This is a genomic window from Pseudonocardia sp. ICBG601 (genome assembly GCF_020496245.1).
In genome coordinates this window covers 501,612-519,909 of the sequence record NZ_JAHLJA010000148.1, presented here as the reverse complement: position 1 = coordinate 519,909, position 18,298 = coordinate 501,612, and the positions used below count along the sequence as shown (strand labels likewise).

Sequence of the window (18,298 nt, the reverse complement as noted above, 5' to 3'; positions counted from 1 at the left end):
GCGCAGCGGGCGTCCGACTTCCGGATGATCCCGGGGCAGGGACGCGGTCGGGCACTGCGCGGAGCCGTGCCGGTCGGGGGAGCCGGTGGGGGGTGCTCCGGGGGCGCGGAGGGCGCCGCTACACTGGTTTCGCACCACGCCGCCTTAGCTCAGTCGGTTAGAGCGACGCACTCGTAATGCGTAGGTCTGGGGTTCGACTCCCCAAGGCGGCTCCGCAGGTCAGGGGCCTTATCCGGGCCTCTGACACCCCCTCTGAATCCGGTCCGTGGCCTCCCGGTCGCTCTAGCTTCGGGGAGTGCCTCCCTCCAAGCGCCCACGCCCACGTCGGCGGGGCACCATCTCCTGGCTCCCGAGCGGCTCCGCCCGGGTCAAGGTGTACGGCGGGGTCGACCACCTCACCGGGCAGAAGATGTGGCTGCGGGAGACGGTCCCCGCCCGCGGGACGGACGCCGAGACCGCGGCCGAGGCCGAGAAGGTCCTGACCCGGCTGCTCAACCAGGTCGACGAACGCCGTAGCCCGCGCACCGAGGTCACGGTGAACCAGCTCATCGACCGCTGGCTGGACGTCATCGACGTCGAGCGGAAGACCCGCACCGGGTACGTCAGCAAGATCGAGAAGCACATCCGGCCGACGATCGGTCGCCTCCAGGTCGGCCGGGTCACGGCCGAGACTCTGGACACCCTCTACGCCCGGATGCGCCGTTGCCGGGACCACTGCGGCGGTAGGTCGTACGTCCAGCACCGGACGACGCGTGAGCACGCCTGCGACGAACATTCTCCTCGCCGGCGGTGCGAGAAGGACGTCACCGGGAACCCGAACGCGGACTGTCGGTGGTGCGACCGGGCCTGTGGAGCGCACGTGTGCGTCCCGCTCGCCGCCGGGAGCATCCGCGTCGTCCACGCGATTCTCAGCGGCGCGTTCCAACGCGCAATCCGCTGGGGCTGGATCGCCGTCAGATGCCGTCACCTACACAGCGGCGGTGGTGTTTCCACAGCGTCTGCCACGGCCCGAACTCGACCGGGACGTCGCACCAGGCCAGTCCGCACCGGAACCGGTAGATGATCCCCTCGACCACCCGACGATGGTCAGCGAACGGGCGCCCCGCCATCCCGTCCGACGAGGACAACAACGGCCCGACCCTGGCCCACTGGGCATCGGTCAGGACCGCACGACGCGACACCTGACGATCATCGCGCAGCCCCGACCGACCAGGTTAGGAGACACGCCCTCGCCGACACGGATCAACCACAGTCAGGGCAGTCCCTTCCTCTGCAAGGCGGGGTCAGGAGTGAGGTCTGCGGTCTCCATCGTCTCTGTCAAGAGTGTGTTTCCGATCGGATCGGCATCCCTCCGCGCCAAGCGTTCCACAGCTCCGCGTAGCGACCGCCCGCGGCGACGAGCTCGTCGTGCGTCCCGTCCTCGACGATCCGGCCGCGCTCCAGGACGACGATGCGGTCGCAGGCCGCCGCCTGTGACAGCCGGTGGGCGACGACCAGGCCGGTGCGCCCGCTCAGTGCGGCGTCCGCAGCGCGGTCGAGCCGCTCGGCGTGGGTGGACCCCGCCTCGGCCGTGGCCTCGTCGAGGATCGCCAGGTCGGGAGCGGCGAGCACGACCCGCGCGAGCGCGATCATCTGGACCTCGGCCGGCCTCAGCTCCCGCCCGCGGGAACCGACCTCGGTGTCCAGGCCGTCGGGCAGCCGGTCGACGAGCGCCCGTGCGCCGGTGGTCTCGAGCGCGTTCCGGATGCGGTCGTCGGTGGCGTCCGGGGCGGCCAGTGTGAGGTTGTCGCGCAGCGTCCCGGAGAACACGTGCGATTCCTGGGTGATCAGCGCGCTGCGCCCGGGGCGGGTGACGGTCCCGGTCACCGGGTCGTGGATGCCCGCGACGATCCCGGCGAGCGTCGTCTTCCCGGCCCCCGACGCCCCGACCACGGCCACCCGCTCGCCCGGCCGCACCGTCAGGTCGACGCCGTCGAGCACCACCGGGGAGTCCGCGGCGTAGCGGAAGCCGACCCGCTCGACCCGGACCGACCCGCCGACCGTCCCGGTCCCCGCCCGGTCCGGACCCGGAACCGGAACGGTGCCGACGCCGACCATCCGGCCGAGCGAGGCGAGGACGGACTGCATCCGGTCCAGCGCCAGCAGGAAGCCGTAGACCGGCCCGAACAGGCGCAGGAACATCAGCGATGCGGCGGTGGCCGCGCCGATGGTGGACTGCCCGTCGGAGATCAGGACGAACCCGACGAGCAGGATCGCGGCCAGGCCGAGGAACTCCGCGAGGCCCAGCCGGGCGCCGAACATGTTCTGCACGGTCCGCGCGCGCAGCGTGTGCCCGGAGACGCCCCACGAGGCGTCCTGCAGGCGGCGGTGCCTGCGGTCGGCGAGACCGAAGCCGAGCACGGTCGCGAACCCGCGCTGGGACTCCACGATCTGCTGGGCACGCCCGCTCATCGCGGCCCGCTCGGCCCGGTAGACCGCCGGAGCGGTGCGCAGGTACCAGCGCACCGTCACCACGTACACCGGCAGGGTCACGAGCAGCGCCGCCCCGTAACGCCAGTCCAGGGTGGACACCCCGGCGACGGTGACGACGATGGTGAACGCCGCCGTGGTGACGGCCGGGATGATCAGCGGCGCGGCGTCGGCGATCTCGGCGACGTCGTCGCTGGAGCGGGACACGAGATCCCCGGTCCCGGCGCGTTCGGTCACCGCCTGGGGCAGGGACAGCCCGCGCTCGACGAGCTCCTCGCGCAGCCCGGCGAGCACGGCGTGGTAGCAGCGGCCCGCCAGGGCGACCGTCGCGCCGGTCCCGACCGAGCCCGCGGCCGTCGTGACGATCATCGCCGCGGCCGTCCACGCCAGCGTGCCGAGCGTCGCCGTACCGGCCTGCACCCGGTCGACGAGGGCGCCGACGACCAGCGGTGTGACGAGGGTCGTCGCGGTGCTCAGCACGCCGAGGACCACCACACCGACCAGCCGCAGGCGGTACGGCCGGGTGAGCCGTCCGACCTCCCGGCGGACCGTCGCGGCGTCGGCGACGGGGAACGCCCCGCTCACCGGGAGAACCCGTCGGCCCCGACGGCCCCGGTCACCCCGACCGGCTCCGGCCGCAGGTCGACGACCCGGTCGCAGACCCCGAGCAGCGTGGGCGACGCCGCGATCACGATCGTGATCCGGTCCCGGCGCCGCTCGCGCAGACCTCGCGCGATCCGGCCCTCCGTCACCGGATCGACCGCGGTCGTCGGGTCCTGCAGCAGGAGCACCGGCGCGTCCCGGGTCAGCGCACGGGCCAGTGCGACGCGTTGGGCCTGCCCGCCGGAGAGCCGGTTGCCCAGCTCGCCGACCTCGACGGCGCCCTCCGGCCCGCCCGCGAAGTCGTCGCAGGCCGCTGCCCGCAGGGCCGCGGCGCGGGTCGACGCGGACGATCCGGGGACGTCCAGGTTGTCGGCGACCGTGCCGCTGAACAGCGTCGCTCGATGGGGAGCGACGAGTACGTGCTCCCGGTACGCCGCACGGCCGATCAGCTCGGCCGGCACCCCGCCGATCGTCACCGCGACCCCGGGCCCCGGATCCTTGTCGTCATCGGTGCCGTGGGGGTCGAGCGCGGCCGCGGTGACGGCCGCCGCGGTGCGGTCGTCGGCGAGCACCCCGACCAGCTCGCCGGGCCCGGTCCGCACCACACCGCGCCCGGGCACCGTCACCTCGACCGCCGCTCCCGCAGCCGGGACGGGCCGGTTCGTGCGCTCGTCGTGCGCCGAGGCGTCGCCCGCGGCCGTCAGCGCGTCGAGGACGCGACCGCTCGACGCGAGCCCGGCGACCCAGCCGGGCACCGCGTTGCGTGAGATGAAGAACAGCTGCGGCAGCAGCGCCTGGGCCAGCCCGACCGCCGCGATGAGCCCGCCGACCGACAGCACGCCCTGCACGGCGAACAGCCCGGCGAGCGACGCGACGACCGCGACGTAGACGCCGCTCACCGCTCCGCTGCTGCCGATGAAGCGGCCGAGCAGGCCCTGGTTGCGATGCGCCCCGCGCAGGGTCTCGGCGCTCGCCTCGCGGTAGCGGCGGGTCGCCTCGGCCTCGGCGCGCACACCCTTGATCACCCGGTAGCCGTGCACCAGGTCGGTCGCCCGGCCGACCGTCCCCGCCAGCAGGTTCTGGTAGATGCGGCTGTCGCGGGTGAAGCGGCCGCTGACCACGCCGGTCAGCCACAGCGCCACCACCGCCCCCACGATCGCCACCACCCCGAGCAGCGGGTGCACGAACAGCAGGGCGACCGCGATGAAGCCGATCGCCAGGATCTCGGCCAGGGCGAACACCCCGAGCCCGACGACGGCCGTCCGTTGCACGTCGTTCGTCATCAGCGAGACCACCCCGCCGTCGACCTGCACCCCGGAGGGCCGCTCGGGGTGCAGCACCGCCCGGGACAGGGTCTCGCGCAGCCGCAGCTGCGCGAGCTGCGCGGCGTGGACCATCAGCTGCTGACCGAACCGGGAGCACGTGGTGATCACCAGGAAGTCGGCCGCGAGGACGGCCGTCCAGAACAGCAGCTGCGACGGATCGCCGGGCGCCAGTGCCCGGTCGATCGCGACGCCGACGATCACCGGCACCAGCGACTGACCCACCATCAGCAGGGTCGCGCACACCAGACCCGGGATCGTCAGGCGCTTCACCGAGAAGATCACCCGCAGCAGGAACCGCCGCGGGGTGTCACCGGGCCCGACCTCGTAGGGCCGCGCCGGGGGTGTGTCCGGCGCGGCCTGCCAGAACACCGGCAACCGCCGGGTCAGCGGGCCGCGCCCGAGACCAGTGGGGTCCACGCTCAACCCTGCATGCCCTTCAGGGCCTTCTCGACCTGGTCCAGCAGGAAGGTCGCGTCGGTGTAGCCGGTGACCTGCGGCTTGAACGCCCCGACCCGGTTCGCCTTCACCGACGGCAGGTCCTTATAGAGCTGCGTCTGCTGCAGCGACGTCACGAACGGGCTCACCCGGCCCTGCAGGTCGGATCCGAGGAACAGCGTGTCGGCGTCGCCGGCGACCGATCCGATCCGCTCGAACGAGACCTGGGCGAGCCCGTTCGTCTCGCGGGCGGCCACGGCGTCGGCCTGCGCCGAGTACCGGAACCCGAGATCGGTCAGGATCCGGCCGCTACCCGAGGCCGCGGAGAACACCGCGGCGTTGTTCTCCTGGAAACCGGCCACGATCGCGACGGTCCGGCCGGCGATCCGGGGCGCATAGGTCTGCTTGATCTGCTGCACGCGCGCGGCGAAGTCGGCCGCGAGCCGGTCGTTCTCGGCGCTCCGGCCGAGCACGTCGCCGAGCTGCTTCGACCGGTCCTGCCAGCTGGTCGCGTTCGCCCCGCCCGCCGAGAGCCGGACCACGTAGGTGGGCGCGATCGTCCGGAGCCTGCCGATCACCTGCTCGTTGGTGTAGGAGGTCGCGACGATCAGGTCCGGTGACTGCGCCGCGATCTGCTCCAGCTCCGGTTCGCCCTCTCGCGAGGTCACCACCGGAACGCCCGCCAGCCGGTCGGCGTACGCCGAGGTCACCAGGGGCGGTTGCCACGCGGCGGCGCCGACCGGGGTCACGCCGAGATCGAGCAGACCCATCATCGGCGAGAAGAACGTGGCGACGACCCGCTCCGGCCGTACCGGGACGGCGACCTGCGTTCCGAAGTCGTCGGTCACCACCCGCGTCTCGCCGGAGCCGTTCTGCGCCTCGCCTCCGCCGCTCCCGCACCCGGCAAGCAGCATCGCGCACGCGGCCAGGACCCCCGTCAGGAGCCGGATTCCGTTGTGCCTCATGTCCGTCCTGCCGTCCTCTCGGGAGCGCCGGTCGCGCCGTCGCGACCGGGGTGGGCGGTGACCACCAGCGGGCCACCGTTGAGCGGGTCCTCGACGATCACCGCGTCGACGCCGAACACCTCGGCGAGCAGCGGTCCGGTCAGAACGTCCACCGGCTTGCCCTCGGCGACGATCCGGCCCTCCGACATCACGATCAGGTGCCCGGCGTAGCGGGCCGCGTGGTTGATGTCGTGCAGGACCGCGACGACGGTCCGGCCGGCGGTCCGGTTGAGCTCGGCGAACAGCTCCATCAGGGCCAGCTGGTGGGAGATGTCCAGGAACGTGGTCGGCTCGTCCAGCAGCAGCACCGGGCTCTCCTGGGCCAGCACCATCGCCACCCAGGCCCGCTGGCGCTGGCCGCCGGAGAGCTCGTCGACGTCGCGGTCGGCGAGCTCGGTCATCCGCGTCGCGGCCAGCGCCTCGCGCACGCTGCGCTCGTCGGCCGGGCTCCAGCGGGACAGGATCGACTGGTGCGGGTAGCGGCCGCGGCGCACCAGGTCGAACACGGTGATCCCGGGCGGCGCGATCGCCGACTGCGGGAGCAGGCCGAGCCGGGTCGCGACGTCACGGGCGCGCATCCGGTGGATGTCCCGCCCGTCGAGCAGCACCGTGCCCTCGGCCGGGGTCAGTAGTCGCGACAGCGACCGGAGCAGCGTCGACTTGCCGCAGGCGTTCGGCCCGATGATGACGGTGAACTCCCCGTGGGGGATGTCGACCGAGAGGTCCCGGCCGACGACCCGGCGGTCGTAGGCCATCGTGAGGTCGACCGCGCGTAGCGCGGCGTGCTCGGGTACCGGGTCGCTCACAACGCGGCCTTCCTGTTCTCCCGGACGATCAGCGTGATCAGGTACAGGCCGCCGCCGACCAGCGTCACCACGCCCACCGGATACGACTGGCCGGGCACCAGGTGCTGTGCGGCCAGGTCCGCGGCGGCGAGCAGCAGCGCCCCGGCGCACGCGGCCGGGACCAGCGCGTTCCCCGAGCTGCCGGCCAGCCGTCGCCCGATGTGCGGGGCGGCGAGCGCGACGAACTGGATCGGGCCGGCGGCGGCGGTGACCAGGGCGACCAGGAGCACGCCGGCGCCGATTGCGTACAGCCGGGTGCGGCGGGGCCCGCCGCCGAGCGCCGAGCTGGTGTCCTCACCCATGTCGAACAGGTCCAGCCTCGCTCCCAGCAGCACGACGGCCAGTGCCATCGCGATCCCGCCCAGCACCAGAGCCCAGCCGACGAAGGCGAAGTCGGTGCCGTTGAGCGTCCCGGCGTTCCACAGGCCGGCGGCGAGCGCGTCGTCGAGGTCGGCGACCAGCACCAGCCAGCGCTCCGTGCTGACGAGCATCGCGTTCAGCGCGATCCCGGCGATCACCAGCCGGAACCCGGCCGCCCCGCCCCCGCGGGAGAGCAGCACCATCGCCGCCGCGACCGCGAACCCGCCGACCAGCGCACCCCCGGCCACCACCGCGAAGCCGGAACCGACGAGCACGATGGCCGCGGTGCCGGCCAGCGAGGACCCCGCGGTGAACCCGATGATGTCCGGGCTGCCCAGCGGGTTGCGGGTGATCGTCTGGAACAGCGCGCCGGCCACCCCGAGCATCGCGCCGAACACGACGGCGGCCACGGCGCGGGGCAGCCGCCACTCGACGACGAACAGCTCGACCCGTCCCGGGGCCTGCCCGGCCAGCGCGCTCAGCACCTCGGCCGGCGAGAAGACGATCTGCCCGAGGCTCAGCGCGAGGCCGGTCACGACGACGGTCAGCAGCACCAGCGTGGCGCAGACGAGCGCGGAGCGGACCGTCATCCGTCCCGAGACCGCCGGGCCGACCCGCACTGCCACGACCCGGCTCCGGACCTCGGACAGGACGCTCACTGCGTGTTCACCCGCTTGTCCCGGATCAGCCAGAGCAGGACCGGGGCGCCGACGAACGCGGTCACGACCCCGACCGGGACCTCCTGGCCGGGGACCAGTACCCGCGCGGCCGTGTCCGTCGCCACGAGCAGGCACGGCGCCGCGAGCACGGACAGCGGGACGATCCGGGTCTGCTCGTTGCCGACCAGCAGGCGCACCGCGTGCGGGACCATCAGCCCGACAAACGCGATCGGCCCGGCGACCGCCGTCCCCGCGCCCACCAGCAGGGCCACCGCGAGCACCGTGCCCAGCCGGGCCCGGCGGACGTCCACCCCCAGCGACCGGGCCACGTCCTCGCCCATCGCGATCGCGTTCAGCGGCTTGGCGAGGACCACCGCGACCACCAGACCGACGACGACGGACGGTGAGACTGCCAGCAGGTCGCCCACCTCGCGGCCGGCCACCGAGCCGACCGCCCAGGACCGGAAGCGGTCGAACGTGGCCGGGTCACCGAGCCGGATCGTCGTGGTGATCCCGCCGAGGACCGCGGCCAGCGCGACGCCGGCCAGCGTCATCCGCACCGGCGTCGCCGGTCCGCGGCCGGTGGCGGCCAGCAGCAGCACGCCGAACGTGGCGAGCACCGCGCCCAGCAGCGCGGGCCACACGAGGAACGTCACGGAGGTTCCCAGCCCGAGCCAGATCGCCACGACGACCGCGAGCCCCGCCCCGGCGTTGACCCCCAGGATCCCCGGGTCGGCCAGCGGGTTGCGGGTGTAGGCCTGCATCAGCGCCCCGGCGACGCCGAGGGCGGCGCCGACCGCGATGGCCACCAGGGTGCGCGGCATCCGGTAGTACGCGACGAGCGTCCACGCGTCCGGATCGGTGTGCCACCCGGACACGGCGGCGGACAGCACCCGCACGGGGGAGGGGGTCTCGGCGCCGATCGCGAGACTGGCCAGCACCGTGACCGCGAGCACGAGCACGAGCACACCCAGCGCCCGGCCGATCGGGCGTCGCCGCGGGGCGTGCTCCGTCGCGGGGCCGAGCGTGTCCGGGACGGCGGTCACCGCAGGGTCCGCAGCGTGCTGCGCCAGCCGAGGCCCTCGGTCCGCTCGACGCGCAGGCCGGCCCGCTCGATCACCGCCTGCAGCTCGGCCGGAGTCCGCAGACCGGTCCCGTCGCGGGTCAGGGCGAGCAGGTCCGCCTCGGCGTCGTGCTCGTCCATCTCATCGAGGTCGAACGTGTCCTCGACGACGAGCACTCGCCCGCCCGGCTCGAGGTTCTCCGTCATCCGGCGCAGCGCGTGCGCCGCGTCCGCGTCGGGCAGCGGCCCCAGTGCCCGGACGACGAGCACGGCGTCCGCGGCCGGAGACGGCTCGAAGATCGACTGCTCGACGACGGCGACGCGCTCGCGGCTGCTCCCGTCGGGAATCGAGTCGGGAAGGTCCCGGCGGAGCCAGTCGGCCTGCGCGGGCAGGGCGCAGATCGTGATCCGCAGGTCGGGGTTCGCCGTGGCGATCTCCCGGGCCTGGACCCCGGCGCCGCCCGAGTGGATCACCAAGTGGGCGACCCCGTCCAGCGCGGGCGCCTTCGCCAGCGGCTCGGCGATCCACTTCGACGCGCCCGCGACGGTGTCCAGGAACCGGTCCTCGTAGGACTGGTCGCGCCGCAGCGCCGGGAAGTCCCGGCCGGTCACGGCCGCGTAGCTCGGGCCACCCGTGCGGACCGACTCCCCGAGGCCGTACAGGCCGAGCCACTGCCGCCCGACGACGCCGTCCGGGGCGAGCGCGTCGATCCAGAGGTCCGCGGCCAGGAACTCCCCGACCTCGGTCAGCCCGTAGTGTCCCGGCTCCGTCTCGTTCACCACGTCGACCGTGTGCAGGTACCGCAGGAGCTTGCCCAGCGCGCGCTCGTCGCTGCCGGACCGGGCGGCGAGGTCGGCCACCCCCGTGACGCCGCGGGAGATCAGGTCGCCGATCCCCAGACCCGCGGCGACCCGCAGCGCGATCGGCGGGACCAGCTCGGAGAGCTCGTGGAACCGGTCGAACGCGCCGGCGGTCCGCTCGACGTCGGGAACGGCGGCGTCGTCGGCGCGGGCGACGGTCTCGGTGCGCCGCCAGTAGCCGGTGAACTCGACGTCCTCCTTCGGCATCCCGCGCTCCTCGACGAGGTGCCTGCGGATGTCGCGCACGACGGCCTGCTCGCCCGCCACCCACGCGAACGGCCGGCCCGGGGGCCACTCCAGGTCGCGCACGGCGTCGAGCAGGAGCGTGGACGTGCCCGCCTCGGCGCCGTCGCGCACGAGCCAGCGGACCGTGACGCCGGGGAGCTCGCGCAGCGGCTGGACGTGCGAGGACTCGGCGACCTCGATCAGCACCCGTGCCGCGGCCGTCTCCGGCAGCTCGTCGAGCAGCCGCGCGATGGCCGGCAGCGCGGTCTCGTCGCCGACGACGAGCAGCCGGTCCGCGCCGACCGGCATGCCCATCGACGAGCTGGGGCCGCCCATGTGGATGCGGTCCCCCGGCTCCGCCCGGTAGGCCCAGGTGGTGGCGACGCCGACGCCGTGGCGGACGACGTCGACATCCAGCTCGCCGGTCGCGGGATCCCAGCGCCGCACCGAGTACGCCTTGGACAAGGGTCGCCTGCCGGGAGGCATGGCGGTCCCGCCCTCGCGCTGGATCGGCAGCACCGGCTCCGTCTCCCCGGGGTAGGGGAAGATCAGGCGGACCGAGTCGTCGAAGCCGGACGAGGTGAACGCCGGCCGCTTGATGCCATTGGCTGAGGTGAACGCGTCCAGCTGCGGTCCGGTGAGCGTCACCCGGCGCATGCCGGGGGTCAGGTCCTCGATGCGGGCGACGCGGAGCTCGCGCACGCTGATCGGGTGCACCGTCACGGGGCGCGAGGTCTTCGGCACGGTTCTCCTCGATGTCGTCGGTGCGCGACCGGCGTGGCGCGACGGTCGGGGGAGTCGGTCCGTCGACCCGTAACTTAGGCATCCCATTGCTAAGGTGATGGTGCGCGTACTGCCAGATGGTTGTCAGCGACGGCGTCGACCGGGACGGAGGGCCGTGGCCGTTCTCACCGCCGCCTCACCACCGCCGATCCCGGGCGCGCACACCGGGGCCGGGTGGAACCGGGGGACGCACCTGCTGGCGTGGGTGCACACCGGGGTGGCCCGGGTGGAGCTGGAGTGCGGGCGCGTCGAACGGCTCGCAGCCGGCGAGGGGATCTGGGTCCCGGCCGAGCACGGCCGGCGGATCAGCACCCGTCCGGGCGCCGTGGCCTTCCCCTACGGCGTGCCGCCGGAGCTCGCCCCGGGGGCCGGGTCGGCGGAACCGGTCCGGTTCGACGTCCGGCCGGAATGGCACGACTGGCTGATCCAGCACTACGTGCACTTCATCGCGCCCGTGACCAGCTTCGGCTACACCCGGGCCTCGCTCCTCGACGTCGTCGACACCGCCGCGGGGCCCTCCACCGGGCCGAACGGCGGTCCGCCCCTGCCCGCGGGCCCCGTCGCGCGGTCGGTCGCCGAGGGGTTGGCGCGGAACCCGGCGCTCGACCACACCGCCGGGCAGTGGGCGGACCGGGCCGCGTGCAGCACCCGGACGCTGCACCGGGAGTTCCTGCGCGACACCGGGATGACGTTCGCGCAGTGGCGCACCGCCTACCGGCTGACGGTGGCCTGCGAGCTCCTGGCTGCGGGGGAGGACGTCAGCCGCGCCGCGGTCCGGTCCGGGTTCGCCGGGCGGAACGGGTTCGCGCGCGCGTTCCGCGGCCGCTACGGCATCACGCCCCGTGAGTACCGGGAGCGGTCACGGGCCCGCGACACCCACCCGTCGCAGCGGCCACCGGACCTCCCCCGGGCCGGGGTCCTCGGCCGGGTGCTGGGCGGAGCAGCGGGCGGGCGTCCGCTGTCGGCCACCCAGACCCCGCCGCACACCAACCGCGTGCACGTCCTCAGCTGGATGTATCGCGGGTCCGGCTATCTGCGCGTCGACGGGGTGACCCACCACCTCCGCCGGGGCGACGCGATATGGATCCCGGCCGGTCGGGAGCACCAGTTCGGAACCCATCCCGGCTCGATCGCGCTCCCGCTCGGGGACCTCCACCCCGGGGACGGGCACGGCCTCGGCGGCCTGCGCGTGGAGTTCCCGCCGAGCTGGGACGCCTACCTGCTGCACCGCTCGGTGAGCGCGCGCACCCCGCTGCGCCCGGACGGCCACGACCACCGGACGATCCTCGACCTGTTCCGCGGGCAGCTCGCGTCTGATCGCGCACGCTCGCTCCCGATGCCGCGCAGCGATCCAGCCCGCGCCGTGGCCGAGGCCGTCCTGCGGCGGGCCCCGGAGACTGCGGACATCGTCGTGGACAGGCCGCTGAACGACGTCTTCCGCCGTGAGACCGGGATGACGTTCGCTCGGTGGTGTCTGGCCGCGCGGATGCGCGAGGCCCGTGAGCTGCTGGCCGGCGGCGCCACGCCGACCAGCGTCGCGCGGCAGGTCGGGTACACCCGGCTGTCGAACTTCAGCCGTGCGTTCACCGCCTTCCACAGCGAGCCGCCACGGGAGTACGTAAGCCGGGTTCGTTCGATCCGCACCGGGCCCGGCGATGCGCGGGGACGGCCTCCTCGGTAGTGGACCCGTTCCATGGTTGCCCCGGCCGCCCCGACGGCTTCGGCGGTGACCGCGCCGGGCGAGGCCAGGAACACCATCATGCCGGCGATCTCCGGCGTCGTAGGCCCGAGGCTAGACGGGCGCCGCCGCACCCGCCCGCGACCTACGGATCAGAGGTCTGTGTGAGTCCCGTCAGTCCGCGCAGCAGCCTGCCGACCGTGATCAACGCCAACATCTGTCCCAACGGATGCGACTGCCCACGTTGCCCGTCCCTTCGACGCTGTTGATGATCGATCCCGAGTTCGACCACGGACCACGGACCGCAGGTGCGCGCGCTGGGCGGTGCCGACGTCGTCCTCGACACGGTCGGCGAGGGCACCCTGAAACGCAGCCCCCTCGCCCTCGCCCTCGCCGACCTCGGCTGTGTCGTGTCTATCGTGGACACGCCACGGCCGCAGACTGCTCGCGGGTGGTGGGGCGGCCACGGGCCGGGTACGGCTGAGTGGGAAACCGCCATCACCACCCGCCCTCTCGACGAGCCGGTGTAGCGGCCGGGGTCCGGGCCGGCGCCTGCCGCGCGGCCGGAACCGAATAGGCCGGGTCACCGCACCGGGGCGGCAGGAGGTGGGGAGCCGACACCGTGTTCGCCGTACACCACCTCGGCGACTCGACGCTCACGGTGCAGATCGAGGTAGGTCCGGGCGATCGTGTCCGGCATGCTCGCCGGGCCCGCGCGCCCGATCCAGGTCGCGAGCGCGACGTGGGCGACGTACACGCCGGTGTCCCGGAGCTCCTCGTGCAGGTTGAGCACCCAGTTGCGGAGCGCCCCGCTCGCCGCGGCAATGTTCCCGAGCGGCGGGTGCACGACCGGGCCCGACGAGGCGCCGGTGGTGACGATGATCGTGCCGCGGCCGCGACCGATCATGCCTGGGAGCACCTGTCGTACGGAGGTGACCCCGCCGAACAGGAAGAGCTCCAGATACGGCTGCAGCGACTCCACGGTGACCTCGGTCGCTCCGGTCACCGTGGCCTCGGTGGTGTCTCGCGGGAACGGGGAGTACCCCAGTACGTCGATGTCGCCGAATTGCGCCCTGATCGCCTCGAACGCGTCGATCAGGGCACGCCGATCGGTCACATCGGCGACGAAGCACCCGGCGGTGACGCCGGTCCGGGCCAGTTCCTCGGCGCCGGCGTCGAGGGTGGAGCGGGTGCGCCCGATGAGGGCGATGTCGTACCCGGCTGCGCCGAAGCGCCGGGCGATGGACAGCCCCAGCCCCGGTCCGGCGCCGACCACCACTGCGACGGCCATCGGTCTTCCTCTCTCTCTGCGCGGTAGGGACTGCCGACGGCGCGCTCGTTCAACGCGCGCCGTCGGTGGGACCCGAGCCCGACTGTGGCGGCCGGGTGCGTCTGTTTCAGGGCAGGACGGCCACGGCGTCGATCTCGACGAGATACCCCGGTGCGGCCAGGGCGGTGACTCCGATCCAGGTGCTCGGCTGCTGCAGCTCCACGCCCAGCGCCGCGGCCGCCCGGTCACGTCCCTCGACGATCTGTCCGGCCTTCTGCTCGTCGAGGTCGACGACGTACACGGTGACCTTGGCCAGATCGGCCATCGTCGCGTCGACGGCGTCGAGGGCGGCGGCGACGTTGAGGAAGCACTTCTCGGCCTGGGCGGCGACGTCGTCGTGGCCCACGAGGTTGCCCTCGGTGTCCCAGGACACCTGGCCGGCCAGGTGGATGATGCGCGATCCCTGTGCGACGGCCACCTGGTGGTGGACCTCGACCCGGTTCACGTTCTCGGGGTGTACCAGCTTCACGGGCACGGGTGTTCTCCTGTCGGTGAGGGGGTGTACCTGTCGGGCTCGGTCGGTCGGCCAGGTCCCTGCGGGCCGGCCGGGACCGATATCTCGGGGGTGAGGAACAGCAGGAGGTCCTCGGACGGTGTGCCATGTCGTCCGGCACGTCACGGATCGGCCACGGACCCGACCGTCGCGTGCGCGATTGCCTCCGCCGGCTCGACCGGCCGGGACCGGAACGGCGAGTAGGAGGACGCGAGCTCCAGGGCGGCTGTGGCCGGCTGCGACACCGGTCCAGCCCAGGACGGCGCAGCTCACCGATGTCCCCCGGCCGAACCCGGGGGCGTTCCCGCGGAGGTGCCCGCGCGGCCACCGAGGTGGGTCGCGAAATGCGACTCGATGGCGAGGTAGAGGCGTCGGCGGTTCTGCGGGTTGGCGAAACCGTGTCCCTCGTCGGGGGCGAGGAGGTACTCCACCGGGACGCCGCGCTTGCGCAGTGAGGCGACGATGTTGTCCGACTCGGCCTGTACGACGCGGACGTCGTTGGCGCCCTGGGCGACGAGAAGGGGGGTGCGTATCCGGTCGACCATGGTGATCGGTGAGCGGGCGGCCATGTCCGCCTCCTGCTCGGCGATCTCGGGGTCCCCGACGTAGCGGTACCAGTTGTTGACGAACTGTGGGCGCAGGAATTCCGGCAGTGTGCGCATGAAGTTTGCCAGGTCGGAGACGCCGACGTAGTCGACGGCGGCGGCGAAACGGTCGGGGGTGACGGTGACTCCGACCAGGGCGGCGTAGCCGCCGTAGGACCCGCCGTAGATGCCGACCCGGTCGGGGTCGGCGTATCCCTGTGCCATGGCCCAGTCGACGGCGTCGATCAGGTCGTCGTGCATGGCGCGGGCGAACTCGCCGATCGCGGCGGTGACGTGGTGGCGCCCGTAACCGGTGGAGCCGCGGAAGTTGACCTGCAGGACGGCGTAGCCGCGGTTGGCCAGGAATTGGGCCTCCGGGCTGTATCCCCAGGAGTCGTGCATCCACGGGCCGCCGTGCACGGCCAGCACGAGGGGCAGGCCGCGGGGTTCGACGCCGACCGGCAGGGTCAGCTGGGAGTGCAGCTCGAGTCCGTCGCGGGCGGGGAAGGAGACCGGCGTCATCGGGGCCAGGTCGTCGGGCCCGAAGCTGCGCTCGGGCCGGTGCAGCAGCCGCGCCTGCCCGGTGGCGTGGTCGTAGAGCCAGGTGACGCCGGGCTCGCGGTCGTGCACGAACGTGGCGACCCACCGCCGGCCGGCGTCGTCGGAGGACAGGGGGCCGAGCACGCCGTCTGAGAGCTTCTGCAGCGCGGCGTAGACCTCGGCGAACTCCGGGTTGACGACCTCCACGTGCGGGCGGTCGGAGACGAAACGGACCGCGAGGACCTCCCCGGTGCGCCGGGCTGTGTAGACCATCGGTGGCAGGACCCCGGGGACCGCGGTGCCGCTGATGTCGACGTCGAGGCCCTCGACCTCGGCGACGACGGTCTCGTCACCGGTCGTTCGGTCGATCCGGACCAGCCGCAGGTGGTCGCCGTCGCCGAAGGAGCCGACGAGCAGGCCCTGCCCGTCGGAGGTGACCAGCTGGGGGTGGATGCCCATCGGATGCTCCGCACCTCCCACGGTCCGCAGCAGGCGCGGCGTGCCGGCGTCGACGGTCCCGGTACCGGCGGCCCCGGTGTCGAAGGCACTCACCTCCACCGTGCCCTGCGGGGTCAGCACGGTCTGGAAGGCGGGCCGGTCGTCGCGGTCGAGCAGCACCGACGCCCTCGGGTCGTCCTGCGCGAGGTGCACGGTCGTCTCACCGGTGGCCACGTCGATGCGGAACACGTCGGTGAACAGCGTCCGCCGGTTCATCCAGACCAGGACGGTGCCCGGGATCGAGGTGACCGGCTCGACGCCCAGCACGCGTGAGCCCGGGTCCATCGGGGTGAGGTCGACGGCGGCGCTGCCGGGATCGTCGAGATCGACCCGGAACAGGTGCCAGTCCTCGTTGCCGTCGTTGTCCTGCAGGTAGAGCAACCACCGCGGGTCGTCGGTCCAGTGGTGGATGTAGATCCCGCGGCGGGTGTCGGCGGTGACCTGGACGGCCTCGTCATGGGTTTGTTCGACACCCCGTACCCAGATGTTCAGCCGCCCGCCCGCCGGAGCCGAGTAGGCCAGCCGGGTGCCGTCCGGGGACAGCGAGGGAGCGGCGAAGGCCGGGTCGGCGAAGAACTCCTCGAGCTCGATCAGATCCGTCGTCGACCCGGTCGGTGTGGCGGTCATCGGTTGCTCCTCGTCTGTGTGGGGCGGTGGTCAGGACGTGTCGTCGTCGGCCGGGGCGGTCGGGGCGTGCGCGCGCGTCGTTCGTAGGCCCAGACCAGGACGACCATGGCGATGTTCCCGGCGACGAGGATCAACAACGCCGGGCCGCCGGTGTCGGTCGTGCGGTCGATGGTGGCGCTCCCGCCGCCGGAGAGGAGGTTGCCGGCGATACCGGCGAGGACGTTGTTGGCCACGTGGAACGCCATGGGCGCCTCCATGCCGCCGCTGATGATCGCGATCAGGCCGGTGTTCACGGCGATCACCAGGAAGTAGCCGAACAGCCACGGATCGCCGGAGCCGTGGGCCACGGCGAATCCCAGGGCGGAGACCACGAGTCCGACTGCCAGGGCCGGGCGCACGGCTCGCACCCAGCTCGCGGCCGCGGGCAGCAGGGCGCTGCGGTACGTCAGCTCCTCGCCGACGGCCTGGATCGGGGTGGTGAGCACGGTGACCGCCAGCAGCGCGACCGTCGTGCCCGTGATCCCGAAACCGGTCCAGCCCGTGGACTGCGGAGCCACGACACCGGTGATCGTCAGCACGGTTCCCATGACGATCGCCGCGCCGATCAGGTGATGAGCCAGCCGCCGCCGGTCGAACGCCCGTCGATGACGAAGCAGCGAGCTCCACGGCACTCCGGTCATCCACACCAGCAGTCCGGCCGCCACCAGCCCGGTCACGCCGATCGAAAGGTTGGCGGCCAGCGCCTTCCACGGCGTGAACACGGTGGACAACGGATCGTCGCTGCCCTCGACGAGACCGGCGAGTAGGAAGAAGACGACCTGCAGTCCCACCAGGACCGGGGGCAAGGCCACGATCAGGACGAGCGGCTTCCACCAGCTCATACGCAGGTGAGCGCCGAACGGCCGGGAGTCGTCGACGCCGGGTCGGGTGGACCGTGCCGGGGCGCTCATCGGCTGCTCGGGACGAGGCGGTTCGTGCTGCGCCGGAACGCCCACACGACGACCCGGGCGGCCGGGCTGAGGTCGGGACGGACGTGGTCCGGAGACCGGCTGATCGTGGACATCGGAAGCTCCCGGGTCGATGGTGTGCGGTGAGGGAAGTCGATGCCGCTACGGCACCCTCAAGAAGGAGTGGCGTAGGTCATACAGCGGGCCGGTGCAGCGTGTCGACGTCGACGAAGTTCCGCAGCTGAGTGAGCCGGTCGTCGCGCAGCTCGTACATGCCCTACTCGGTGAAACGGAACGACGTTCCGGACCGAGCCCGGCCGAGCCGGTCGCGTATCGGGTGCCGGCGAGCGTGAGCCGGGCCGCCACCCGGACGCCGTCGACGAGCGGGTCCTCCAGATGCCAGGAGAAGTCGGGCACCGTGTCCACGAGCGCGCGCGGGGCCGCGATCGGCTGATCGCGGGTGACCGGCTCGCCGTTGAAGCTCACCTGCTCGTGGACGAACTCGTCCATGCGGTCGAACTCGTGAGCATTGAGCGCACCGAGATGGGCCCGGCAGAGTTCGCGCACGTTGCCGGTCACGTCCGCTCGCTGCTGTGTAGGGGGATCAGGATCTCGACGTGCCGTGGGGTGGCGTAAATCGCCTCGCCGACCGCGGCGTACTCCCGCTAGAAGTCGAGCGCGCGGATCTCTTTCCAGCACGTGTCCCGGACCCGTCAGCTCTCGACAAACCGGATGGTGTCCGGATCATCCGCGGAGTCGAACACGTGGCGGTAGCGGCACTCCGGCCGGGCCCGGACCCGGCCGATGACCCGTGCGAGCGCCTTACGGTGGGACTCGCGGCACTCCGGCCGGATGTGCAGCGCCACCTGGATGACGAACGGGTTCGACGTGCCGGCAGTGCAAACCATGCCACCGGGCAAGGTCGAGATCGGTCCCGATCGAGCGCCGGGCCGTTGCCATGACCCGCAC

General features: G+C 73.0%; 16 protein-coding genes and 1 tRNA gene. 3 read left to right on the top strand and 14 right to left on the bottom strand.

From position 1 onward, the window contains the following. The first annotated feature begins 138 nt into the window (after positions 1-138). A tRNA-Thr gene (locus KPL57_RS31605) sits at positions 139-212 on the top strand. A gap of 741 nt (positions 213-953) precedes the next feature. Here the strand turns inward: KPL57_RS31605 and KPL57_RS72875 are convergent. The 8 genes from KPL57_RS72875 to KPL57_RS31560 all read right to left on the bottom strand — a co-directional run bounded on the left by KPL57_RS72875 (position 954) and on the right by KPL57_RS31560 (position 10,593). Continuing rightward, a complete protein-coding gene (locus KPL57_RS72875; protein ID WP_374203857.1) occupies positions 954-1,109 on the bottom strand; it encodes a transposase in 156 nt (51 codons plus the stop codon). Between the two features lie 208 nt (positions 1,110-1,317). Then, positions 1,318-3,054: an ABC transporter ATP-binding protein gene (locus KPL57_RS31590; protein WP_226354307.1), complete on the bottom strand. Its 1,737-nt coding sequence runs from the start codon at positions 3,052-3,054 to the stop codon at positions 1,318-1,320. Further along, the gene (locus KPL57_RS31585) at positions 3,051-4,814 is read right to left on the bottom strand and encodes an ABC transporter ATP-binding protein (protein ID WP_226354306.1); all 1,764 of its coding nucleotides are present in this window, start codon (positions 4,812-4,814) and stop codon (positions 3,051-3,053) included. The genes KPL57_RS31590 and KPL57_RS31585 overlap by 4 nt, the downstream gene beginning before the upstream one ends. Positions 4,815-4,816: 2 nt before the next feature. Next, positions 4,817-5,797, bottom strand: coding sequence for an ABC transporter substrate-binding protein (locus KPL57_RS31580; RefSeq protein ID WP_226354305.1), 981 nt, complete (start codon positions 5,795-5,797; stop codon positions 4,817-4,819). Then, positions 5,794-6,591 carry an ABC transporter ATP-binding protein gene (locus KPL57_RS31575; protein WP_226356602.1) on the bottom strand — a complete coding sequence of 266 codons (798 nt, stop codon included), beginning with the start codon at positions 6,589-6,591 and terminating at the stop codon, positions 5,794-5,796. The genes KPL57_RS31580 and KPL57_RS31575 overlap by 4 nt, the downstream gene beginning before the upstream one ends. A gap of 47 nt (positions 6,592-6,638) precedes the next feature. After that, entirely contained in the window at positions 6,639-7,700 is a 1,062-nt protein-coding gene (locus tag KPL57_RS31570) for an iron chelate uptake ABC transporter family permease subunit (RefSeq protein WP_226354304.1), read from the bottom strand. Further along, on the bottom strand, positions 7,697-8,746 hold the full coding sequence (locus KPL57_RS31565; protein ID WP_226354303.1) for an iron ABC transporter permease: 1,050 nt from the start codon (positions 8,744-8,746) through the stop codon (positions 7,697-7,699). The genes KPL57_RS31570 and KPL57_RS31565 overlap by 4 nt, the downstream gene beginning before the upstream one ends. Continuing rightward, entirely contained in the window at positions 8,743-10,593 is a 1,851-nt protein-coding gene (locus KPL57_RS31560) for a siderophore-interacting protein (RefSeq protein ID WP_226354302.1), read from the bottom strand. The genes KPL57_RS31565 and KPL57_RS31560 overlap by 4 nt, the downstream gene beginning before the upstream one ends. A 154-nt stretch (positions 10,594-10,747) precedes the next feature. Here KPL57_RS31560 and KPL57_RS31555 point away from each other — a divergent pair, with 154 nt between their 5' ends. Further along, positions 10,748-12,313 carry a helix-turn-helix domain-containing protein gene (locus KPL57_RS31555; RefSeq protein WP_226354301.1) on the top strand — a complete coding sequence of 522 codons (1,566 nt, stop codon included), beginning with the start codon at positions 10,748-10,750 and terminating at the stop codon, positions 12,311-12,313. A 305-nt stretch (positions 12,314-12,618) separates the two neighbouring features. Beyond that, a complete protein-coding gene (locus KPL57_RS31550; RefSeq protein ID WP_226354300.1) occupies positions 12,619-12,840 on the top strand; it encodes a hypothetical protein in 222 nt (73 codons plus the stop codon). A gap of 53 nt (positions 12,841-12,893) precedes the next feature. Here the strand turns inward: KPL57_RS31550 and KPL57_RS31545 are convergent, their stop codons facing one another. From KPL57_RS31545 to KPL57_RS31520, 6 genes are all read right to left on the bottom strand, one after another. After that, on the bottom strand, positions 12,894-13,601 hold the full coding sequence (locus KPL57_RS31545; RefSeq protein ID WP_226354299.1) for an SDR family NAD(P)-dependent oxidoreductase: 708 nt from the start codon (positions 13,599-13,601) through the stop codon (positions 12,894-12,896). 106 nt (positions 13,602-13,707) lie between these two features. Further along, a complete protein-coding gene (locus KPL57_RS31540; RefSeq protein WP_226354298.1) occupies positions 13,708-14,115 on the bottom strand; it encodes a RidA family protein in 408 nt (135 codons plus the stop codon). 287 nt (positions 14,116-14,402) lie between these two features. Next, a complete protein-coding gene (locus KPL57_RS31535; protein WP_226354297.1) occupies positions 14,403-16,382 on the bottom strand; it encodes an alpha/beta fold hydrolase in 1,980 nt (659 codons plus the stop codon). Next, complete coding sequence (locus tag KPL57_RS31530) at positions 16,379-17,332, bottom strand: CPBP family intramembrane glutamic endopeptidase (protein WP_226354296.1); 954 nt, start codon at positions 17,330-17,332, stop codon at positions 16,379-16,381. The genes KPL57_RS31535 and KPL57_RS31530 overlap by 4 nt, the downstream gene beginning before the upstream one ends. A 159-nt stretch (positions 17,333-17,491) precedes the next feature. Continuing rightward, positions 17,492-17,908 carry an ester cyclase gene (locus KPL57_RS31525; RefSeq protein WP_226354295.1) on the bottom strand — a complete coding sequence of 139 codons (417 nt, stop codon included), beginning with the start codon at positions 17,906-17,908 and terminating at the stop codon, positions 17,492-17,494. A gap of 134 nt (positions 17,909-18,042) precedes the next feature. Then, positions 18,043-18,237, bottom strand: coding sequence for a putative quinol monooxygenase (locus KPL57_RS31520; RefSeq protein ID WP_226354294.1), 195 nt, complete (start codon positions 18,235-18,237; stop codon positions 18,043-18,045). Positions 18,238-18,298: the final 61 nt, after the last annotated feature.

What these genes read in the sequence shown, in the direction of transcription:
- KPL57_RS31580 (WP_226354305.1), bottom strand. Translation starts at nt 5,797, where the DNA reads ATGAGGCACAACGGAATCCGGCTCCTGACGGGGGTCCTGGCCGCGTGC.
- KPL57_RS31545 (WP_226354299.1), bottom strand. Translation starts at nt 13,601, where the DNA reads ATGGCCGTCGCAGTGGTGGTCGGCGCCGGACCGGGGCTGGGGCTGTCC.
- KPL57_RS31520 (WP_226354294.1), bottom strand. Translation starts at nt 18,237, where the DNA reads ATGGTTTGCACTGCCGGCACGTCGAACCCGTTCGTCATCCAGGTGGCG.
- KPL57_RS31575 (WP_226356602.1), bottom strand. Translation starts at nt 6,591, where the DNA reads ATGGCCTACGACCGCCGGGTCGTCGGCCGGGACCTCTCGGTCGACATC.
- KPL57_RS31535 (WP_226354297.1), bottom strand. Translation starts at nt 16,382, where the DNA reads ATGACCGCCACACCGACCGGGTCGACGACGGATCTGATCGAGCTCGAG.
- KPL57_RS31530 (WP_226354296.1), bottom strand. Translation starts at nt 17,332, where the DNA reads ATGAGCGCCCCGGCACGGTCCACCCGACCCGGCGTCGACGACTCCCGG.
- KPL57_RS72875 (WP_374203857.1), bottom strand. Translation starts at nt 1,109, where the DNA reads ATGGCGGGGCGCCCGTTCGCTGACCATCGTCGGGTGGTCGAGGGGATC.